Source organism: Rhodoferax sp. OV413 (genome assembly GCF_945881795.1).
Taxonomy (GTDB): domain Bacteria; phylum Pseudomonadota; class Gammaproteobacteria; order Burkholderiales; family Burkholderiaceae_C; genus Allorhodoferax.
The window spans coordinates 1-8,483 of sequence record NZ_CAMCVG010000092.1 but is presented as its reverse complement, the minus strand read 5'-3'; the positions used below and the strand labels follow the sequence as shown (position 1 = coordinate 8,483).

5 protein-coding genes are annotated in these 8,483 nt (G+C 59.2%); 1 reads left to right on the top strand and 4 read right to left on the bottom strand.

Annotated elements, in window-relative coordinates:
- Positions 1-109: 109 nt before the first annotated feature.
- The gene (locus Q0O05_RS10300) at positions 110-1,471 is read right to left on the bottom strand and encodes an efflux transporter outer membrane subunit (protein ID WP_293662715.1); all 1,362 of its coding nucleotides are present in this window, start codon (positions 1,469-1,471) and stop codon (positions 110-112) included.
- A 266-nt stretch (positions 1,472-1,737) separates the two neighbouring features.
- On the opposite strand from Q0O05_RS10300, the gene Q0O05_RS10295 reads away from it, so the two are divergent.
- Positions 1,738-3,546 carry a tetratricopeptide repeat protein gene (locus Q0O05_RS10295; RefSeq protein WP_293662713.1) on the top strand — a complete coding sequence of 603 codons (1,809 nt, stop codon included), beginning with the start codon at positions 1,738-1,740 and terminating at the stop codon, positions 3,544-3,546.
- A 27-nt stretch (positions 3,547-3,573) separates the two neighbouring features.
- On the opposite strand, the gene Q0O05_RS10290 is transcribed toward Q0O05_RS10295, so the two are convergent.
- The 3 genes from Q0O05_RS10290 to fliD form a co-directional block, all read right to left on the bottom strand.
- Positions 3,574-3,870, bottom strand: a complete 297-nt coding sequence (locus Q0O05_RS10290; RefSeq protein WP_293662711.1) for a flagellar protein FliT — start codon at positions 3,868-3,870, stop codon at positions 3,574-3,576.
- Between the two features lie 16 nt (positions 3,871-3,886).
- The gene (gene fliS, locus Q0O05_RS10285; RefSeq protein WP_293662709.1) at positions 3,887-4,306 is read right to left on the bottom strand and encodes a flagellar export chaperone FliS; all 420 of its coding nucleotides are present in this window, start codon (positions 4,304-4,306) and stop codon (positions 3,887-3,889) included.
- A gap of 157 nt (positions 4,307-4,463) precedes the next feature.
- Positions 4,464-8,342, bottom strand: coding sequence for a flagellar filament capping protein FliD (fliD, locus tag Q0O05_RS10280; RefSeq protein ID WP_293662708.1), 3,879 nt, complete (start codon positions 8,340-8,342; stop codon positions 4,464-4,466).
- Between the last annotated feature and the right edge of the window lie 141 nt (positions 8,343-8,483).

The window sequence follows — 8,483 nt, the reverse complement described above, 5'->3', positions numbered from 1 at the left end:
GCATACATGAGCCCGACCTCGTATTGCGCATCCGCCAGCCCCAGCCGGGCGGACTTGAGCGTGTCGGTGAATACGCGCTTGTCTTTGGCGGCCTTGGCTGCGCTCATGGTCACGCCCCCCCGCCCAATGCTTTGTAGAGCTGCGCAGATGCCTCGAGTTGCGCTCGGCGAAGCTGAGATCTGCCCTGTTGAGCCGCAACCCACTCGCGCTGGCCGTCCAGAACGTCCAGGTATGTCGTCAGGCCCACTTTGTTACGGGCCACCGCAATCTCGAGCCGCTTGGCCTGGGCTTTTTCGTTGATTTCGGCCGATCGCATTTGCTTGGCGAGCGAAGCACGGGCAGACAACAGGTCGGACACTTCGCGAAACGCAAGCTGAATGGTTTTTTCGTATTCGGCCACAGCAATCACCTTGCGCACCTCGGCAATGTCTCTACTGGCCGCTAGCCGCCCGCCGTCAAACAAGGGCATAGCCAAGCTGGGCGCAAAGTTCCAAGCCGCACCGCTAAACAGGGTGCCCAGGCCCTGGCTGGCTACGCCGAGCCCCGCTGTCAACATAACCTTGGGCAGAAAGGCGGCCCGAGCTGCTTCGATGTTCGCTTGGGCGGCGCGCAGGCGCTGCTCCGCAGCAATCACATCCGGGCGCGACAGCAAAACTTCGGACGGCAAGCCCGGCGCTATTGCGATGTCCAGGCCCTGTTCATTGAGCCTCAATCCTGTAGGTAAAGCTTGCGGCACTTCGCCCAAAAGATAGTTCAGCCGGTTTTGCGCAGTATTTATCTGATGTTCCAGAGAATCGAGACCTGCCCGCGCCGCTTCTAGCGCGCTGGAGGCCTGCTCCACCTCGAAGTCGTACGAGCCACCCGCATCGCGCCCTTTTCCCACTACGTTGAGCGTCACCTCCCGCGTGGCCACCGTGTTGCTTGCCAGTTGGGCCGACTCTTCAAATTGAACCAGCGAGAAATAAGTGCTTGCCACTTCGGCCACCAGAGAAGCCTGCACCGCCCGCTCGGCCTCCTGCGTAGCCAAGAAGCTGTTTCTTGCCGCCTCCGACAGGTTGGCCAGTCGCCCCCAAAAGTCCACCTCGTAAGACATCGTGGAAATACTGGTGTCGTAGCGTTCGAATGATGCGGGCGTGCCTGCATTCACTAGATCGTTGGGTGTGCCGGCAAACGCGGCACTGCCCAGCAAGTTGACTATGGGCATGCGTTCGGCGCGGGCCAACGCGTACTGAGAGCGAGCCTCAGAAACGCGTGCCGCCGCAATGCGAATGTCGCGGTTGTTTTGTAGCGCGATGGTAATGAGCGCCTGCAATCGCGGATCGGGGAAAAACGTCTTCCAATGGACCTTAGGCGCTTCCTGCTGCGCCGGGCCGCCAGCCGTTGTAGGCCACTGCTTAGGAACCGGCGCCGCAGGCCGCACAAACTCCTTTGACTGGCCGCAAGCGGCCAACAGCGCTGCAAGGCACAGCACGAGTGGGATTCGAATAAGGCGGATTCGTAAGGTCGAGATCACAGCGGGAGGTGTTGAAACACAAGTCGTAGAAACGGGCCATACACAGCGCGTCGGGCCCTTGCGCTTGTCCGAAGTTTGGCCGCAGCACCCCTGCCACTAGCGCCGGAATTAAGGGGTAAAGCGTGTGTTCATTTGGCGCCTTACGTCACCATCCGGCGATTCCAATATTGCATCGGCACTATCGGGCTCCGCACACGTGACCCAGCCCCCAAGAGGTTTATGACATGACAGTTCAGGCGCAATTTGGCGAATCCATCACCCAAGCTTGGCGCGGCGACATGGACTTTAGCCAGCTTTTGTCAATGGCAAACGCCCTGGATGCTACAGGACACCAGCCCCTCTCCGCAGTGCTGTACCAGACCTGGCTGGCTCGCAACCCATCGCCTTTTGCCTATGCCGGCTATTTCAATTACGCTTTGTCGCTGGCTGCCGCCGGGGACGATGCGGCCGCCGAGGCGGCTTACCGACGCTCCATCGAAATTCACCCTGCTTTTGCCCAGCCGCGCCTGAACCTGGGCATGCTCTATGAGCGACAAGGCAAGCCGGAGCAAGCCTTGGCCGAGTGGCGCTGGGTTGCCGACAACATTGACGCTGGCGCACCCGCCAATACCGAGCTGGTCGTCATGGCGCTCAACCACCTTGGCAGGCTCCTGGAAATGCATAAAAGGTTTGGAGAGGCAAGCGCCTACCTCTCACGCAGCCTCAGCATCAATCCCAAGCAACCTGACGTCATCCACCATTGGGTACACCTGCGCCAAAAGCAATGCATTTGGCCGGTATACACCGAGCTGCATGGCGTCACCGCGGACGAGATGCGTGACGCCACTTCGGCGCTGGCCATGATCAGCATCACCGATGACCCCGCGGTGCAACTTCACGCCGCGCGGCGTTACGCCGCCAAGAAAGTCTTCGCAAATGCGCCCGCCCTGTGCGACCCAAGGGGTTATGGGCATAAGCGCATTCGGGTCGGCTATGCCTCGTCCGACTTCAGCCTTCACCCCGTGTCGATGCTGATGGCCGAGTTGTTTGAGCTGCACAACCACACCGATTTTGAAATCTACGGCTATTGCTGGAGCCCGGAAGACGGCTCCGGCCTGCGCCAGCGCGTCATCAGCGCGATGGACCAATTCCACCGCATCAACCACTTGGGCGATGAAGACGCCGCCCGCCTCATACGCTCCCACGAAATTGATGTGCTGATTGACCTGCAAGGCCAAACCTCCGGGGCGCGGCCCAACATACTGGCCATGCGCCCGGCCCCCATTCAGGTCACCTACCTCGGCTTGCCCGCCACTACCGGTCTTCCCGGTATCGACTATGTGATTGCAGACCGGTTCTTGATTCCGGAGGAAATCGCCGCGTCCTACTCCGAAATGCCCCTCTACATGCCCGACATCTACCAGGTGAGTGACCGAAAGCGTGGTGTGGGACCTAAGCCAACTCGTGCGGAATGCGGGCTTCCGGATGACGCATTCGTGTTCTGCTCGCTCAATAACAACTACAAGTACACGCCCGAAGTGTTTGACGTGTGGATGCGGATCCTGCAACGCACGCCCGGCAGCGTGCTATGGCTCTTGTCGGATAACCCGTGGGCCGAGGAAAACATTCGCAAAGAGGCTGCGGCACGCGGGGTGGACGGCACCCGCATCCTGTTTGCGGGCAGGGTTTTGCCCGAGCAATATCTGGCGCGTTACGCCTGCGCGGATTTATTCCTCGACACCTTCCCCTTCAATGCCGGCACCACCGCCAACGACGCCCTGTGGGTCGGGTTGCCGATACTCACGCTGTGCGGCCGGGCGTTTGCTGCCCGCATGGCAGGCGCATTAGTCACGGCGGCCGGGCTTCCCGAACTCATCACCTACAAACTGGCTGACTATGAAGAAAAGGCGGTTGCGCTGGCTGGCGCCCCGGCTGAATGCCAGCGCCTTAGGCAACACCTGAGCGAGGTCAAGCAATCCGGCGTGTTGTTTGACACGGCCCGCTTCGCCCGCAACCTCGAGCAGCGTTTTCAGGAATTGGTCGCAGCCCTTTAGCGGCCGCGGCTGGTCAGTCGGGGCGGCTTAGTGCAGGTAGGGCTGGTTGTCGAACTTGCGTTCGAAATGGGCCAACCACGGCTCCGCCAGATAGCGGATTTGGGCGTCGTTGTTCAAGATGCGGCGCATGATGCGCGTTTTTTCGGCACGCGCGGCCTCATCCAGCTCTTCGCTCTTGGCCCGCTGGCGCAGCTGCTCAATCAGAACCGCGCAAGCGCCCTCGTAGCGAACCACGCCGTCCCAGTCTTCGGCCTTGGCGGCCTCCAACATTTTGGCGCTGCTGTCCTCGATGGCTTTGTAAAAATCAATCAGCACTTGTGACATTTGGGGCTCTCACGACTCAAACCGGCTGCAGGTAGGCGGGGCCTTTCCCGTTTATCTGCTTCCAGCCGCTGGACACCGGCTCAATCACACGTTGCACTTCTTCGATGATGCTCGCGTCGTTGCGAATATTGGCCATGGTGAGCCGTTGCACGCAGTAGGTGTACAGGTCGTGCAGGTTGGCGGCAATGTCGCCGCCTTCTTGCAGGTTCAGAGGGGCAATCAGCCCTTCTTCAAAAATACGGACGGCGTGGCTGATGTGCTTGCACTTGGCAGCAATGTCGCCGTTTTGCATTGCAAAACGCGCCCCGCCCAAAGCCGTGTGCAAGGCGTCAAACAGCAGCGCCACCAGCTTGTGCGGGTCGGCGTTGTCAACACTGGTCTCTACGCCCACACGCTTGTAGGCAGAGGCTGAGCGGGAGCTGACGGAGGTAAACATGGCGCAATTCCTTGAGGAGATGCTCTAGTTATCGGCAGTCGCTACGACAAATCAAGTTTTTCAGTCTCCAAACTAGGCTGCCTTTCCATCTGCTATGTTTTTAGTAGCTACTCACGCAGACTCAGCATGCGCAAAACCGCTATTTCGCTATTAGAAATTACCTGGTCGACTTGTTCCAGGTGGTTACCTGCTGCGACACGTAGCTGTTGAGCGCGGTCAGGCTGGCCATCTTGGTATCTAAGGCGCTGTATTGCTTCTTGAGCCGCGCCTCGGTGGCCGCCGCTCGGTCGTTTACCTTTTGTTGTTCTGCAGAATTAGTGTCCAGCGCTTTCTTAAGAGCGCTATTTTTGTTTGTCACGGCGCCGCCGATGGCGTTGGCACCCTTGGCAAAGGCGGCAAACTTCAGCGCAAATCCGTTGGTTTGGGCGTTGTTGTTATCTTGAGTAAAAAACTTTTGAATCTCTAGCCCGTTATTGATCGCTGCGCTGAGCCTGGGCATCTTGACCGACAAGGTGCCGTTCAGCAGTCTTTCAAGACCAACATCCCCCAGACGCTGGTACTGTGATCCGGTACTTATCGACGATGCCAGTGAGCGCAACATGCTTTGGATACCCACCACGGTCGAGTCCCCTTGAAATATGGAGCCCTTCTTTGTGTTGGGATCGTACTTGGTGAGATCGGCCAGATTGGTGGTCAAGGCGTTGTAGGCGGTCACAAAGTCATTCACGTTTTTGACTGCAACGGTCACATCCTCACTCACCGACATGGTGATCGTGGACTTACTTTCACTGACAGTACCGTAGCCTGTGGTGGTGGTGTCCAGCAGGCTGATGGTGACACCCGGAATATTGTCCGTCAGCGTGTTGGTAGAGGAAGTCACTGTCAACCCGTTGATGCGCGCGCTTGCGTCCTGCCCAAACTGCGGCGGCGCACCTGAGGAGGCAAATCCATACGACACGGTTTGCGGGTCAAAACCGAAGCGCGAAAGCCCGGCATCGTCGGTATTGTTTCCGTCCGTATCGGCCACCTGCACGCGAAACCCGGCGTTCACACCGGTCGCCTTGGAGGTGAGCTGCAGCCGGTCGTTGACGCCGTCCTTGAACACCATGGCGATAACTCCCGCATTGGCGGCGTTGATTTTGGCGGCAAGCGTTGCCACAGTATCGGTCGCGCTCACAGCGACAGACACATCAGAACTTCCCGTCGCTGCGGTGAAACCTGGCCGGTTGTTCACCGCGGCGGTGGCGCTGTCCACAGCAACCTGGGCCGCGTCTCGCGCGCTCAGTGCCGCTTGTTGCGCAGCGGTCTTGGCAACATTGATCGCCAGGGCCTCGTCATAAGCCGCCTGCGCGTCTGACTGCGCTTGGGCAGCTGCGGCAAATTCCGCACTTGCGCCATAGTTATCGAGCGCGCTTTGGGCGTCATCCGCTGCCGTTTGAAGTTCGCTCAAGGCGGTTGTAGCGGTGTCGCGATCTGTTAGCGCTGCTTCCTGAAGTGCGGCTTTTGCATCACGGTTTGCCTGGGCTGCGTCCAGCTCGGCCTGAGCGGCCAAGGCGGCAGCGGATTTGATGATGGCATCGGCTTGCGCCTCGCTAAACGCTGTCTTGGCACTCGTCTGAGCTTGGCGTGCCGTGGCCAAGTCGATGGACTCTGCGGCGGCAATGTCGTAGGCGTCCTGTGCTTCGCCAACAGCATCTTGCTTGATCCGCACTTCATCCAAGGCCGCTTGATAGACATCACGCGCGGTGTCTAAGTCGGTGTTTGTTGTGCTTCTGTCTGGAATCGCGGCCAATGCGTCGACCGCCGCGGCTTCCTTGGTTGCTTGATCTGCCACCGCTGCCTCATAGGCTGCGAGCGCCTGCGCCTTCAAGCTGGTCTGGGCGTTTTTGTCGACAAGAGCGGCTTCGTAATCCGCGCTGGCGCGCTGTTGCGCCGCACGGGCAGTGCCGATCTCGGACAGCGCCAGTTCGTATGCAGCTTGTTTGTCTGCTTGGTCAAGGCTGGCCGCACTGTATGCGTCTGATGCGGTTTGATAAGCAGTGAGAGAGGCTGCCGGGTCCTGCGCAGCATCCCAAGCGATGGCACGCTCCTTTAAAGCCGCCTCAAAAGCCGTCTTGGCGCCGGCAGCGGCGTTCAGATTGGCTAGCTTTTCTGAAAGCGCAGCTTCTTGAGGCTCCAGCGCTGCATTCGCTGCCGTCAAGGCGTCAATTTGCGCTTCGAGTGACGTTTGCGCCAGCGCCAGTTGGCTGGTCGCGGTCGAGATTAACTGGGTTTGATTGCTTTTGGCCTGAAGGGCCGCGCCGTATGCGACCAAGGCCTTTTGCTGCGCAGAGCGTGCAGCCAAGAGATCGGTGTCACTGAGGTAGGCGTTGTAGTCGCTCTCGGCTGCACTTTGTACGACGGTGGCGGCGTCGTAGGCGGCTTGAGCAGCGTCCTTTGCCGCCTGAATGGTGGTGTTTGCAGGAGTTGTCGCAAGCGCCGTTTGCCATTGGGTGAGCGCTGCTTTAAGTGATGCCTTGGTGCTATTGGCCTCATTGAGGGTAGCCAAAGTAGTGTCGCCTGGGTCGCTCGTATAGGCCTCTTCTGCGTCTGCCTGCGCAGTCTCGGCATCGTCATAGGCCGTTTCCGCAAGGTCGAGCGCCGACTCTATCGAGGTGGTTCCCGGCGCAATTGCTAGCGCTGCATCGTAAACAGAAAGCGCATTTTTCAAGGACGCTTGTTGCCCATTGGCCGTGTTCAATGTCGCCAGTTTGGTAGCGAGAGTGGCCTCCAGGGGCTCCAAGGCCGCGTTGGCGCTGTCGAGCTCCGTGGTTTTGGTGTCCAGCGCTTCGCTGAGTCCGGTCAGTTGGTCGCTTGCAGCACCGAGCAACTGCTCTTGCTGAAGCTTGGTACCCAGCGACGCCGCGTAATCAGCTTGGGCTTTTTGCTGCGCGCTGCGCAAGGGGCCGATATCGCTCAGAGAGGCCTGGTAGGCAGTGTATGCAGTCTCATACACGGCCGTGGCATCTGCGTACGCCTCTGCGGCGGCAGAATAAGCTGCCTGCGCCGCATCTGGATTTTCTGCGGCGTAAAGTGCGATTTCCTTTTCCTGCAGAGCAGCTTGAAGGGTCGATTTCAGAGTGTTCGCCCCATTGAGCGCTGCCTGCTTGCTGGCTAATGTGCTTTCAAATGGTTCGAGTGCTGTGTTGGCTTCGTCCAACAATGTGGACTTGGAAGCCAGCGTCGCCTCTGATGCAGTGAGCGAGGCGTCTGCCGCATTGAGAACCACTTCGCGGTCTGCCGTTAGCCTTTGCGCGGCTATTGCTAATCTGCCTGCGGTATTGCTGGCCGACAGTTTTTGAAAATACTCTTCATCAAACTCTGTTTTGGCGAGAATCTTGTCGTTCAGATCGTCAGCCGCACTTGCCAGCACTTGCTGGGCGCTTCTCAGCTCGGTGCGTGCAGTGGCCAAAGAAGTAGCTAAGCCACCCATGGTGCTTCCGGCCAGTGCGGCCTCCGCGTCGGACACCGCTGTGTTGGCTGCGCTGAGTTCAGACTCTCGCGTTGCTAATTCCGCTTCTGCTGCGGCATTGGCCGTGTCTGCCGCGTCCTTAGCAGTAGTCTTGCTGGCGAGTGTGCTTTCTGCGTCGGTGAGGGCCGCATCGGCTGCATCCAGGGCGGTTTGCTTCGTAACCAACAGGGATGTACCGTTAGCCAGCGCGGTTGCGGTCTGGTCACGGGTTTCGGTCAAGCCCAATACATCGGTTTGATAGGGCGTGTAGGCATCGGTTGCAGCGGTAAGGGCTGTTTGCGCGACTGCGAGCTCTTCGGTCGAGGTCACCAACTCGGCATCGGCGCTAGTGAGCTGATCTTCTAATGGCGATAAGGCTTCTTCCGCTGCAGCAAGCGTTGCTTCTGCGTCCGCTAAATCGGTGGTGGATGATGTGCCTGTGCCGCTCCATGCGCCGGTCCTAAAGGTCAGTGTTCCAGCGCCCACGAGGGCTGTTGCGCTAATGCCCGGGGAAGTTATCGACTGCGAACTCGCCAGAGCATCCACATCCAACCTGAAAGAGGTAGCTGGCGCGGAGTTGGTTGTGGTGATAGTGGCAGCCACCGCGTTGGAAGATGTTGCCTTGCGCGCAACCCAAGCCTCCGGGTCAGAGAGCTTGCTGGATATGTCTGCCAAGGCAGCCATTTG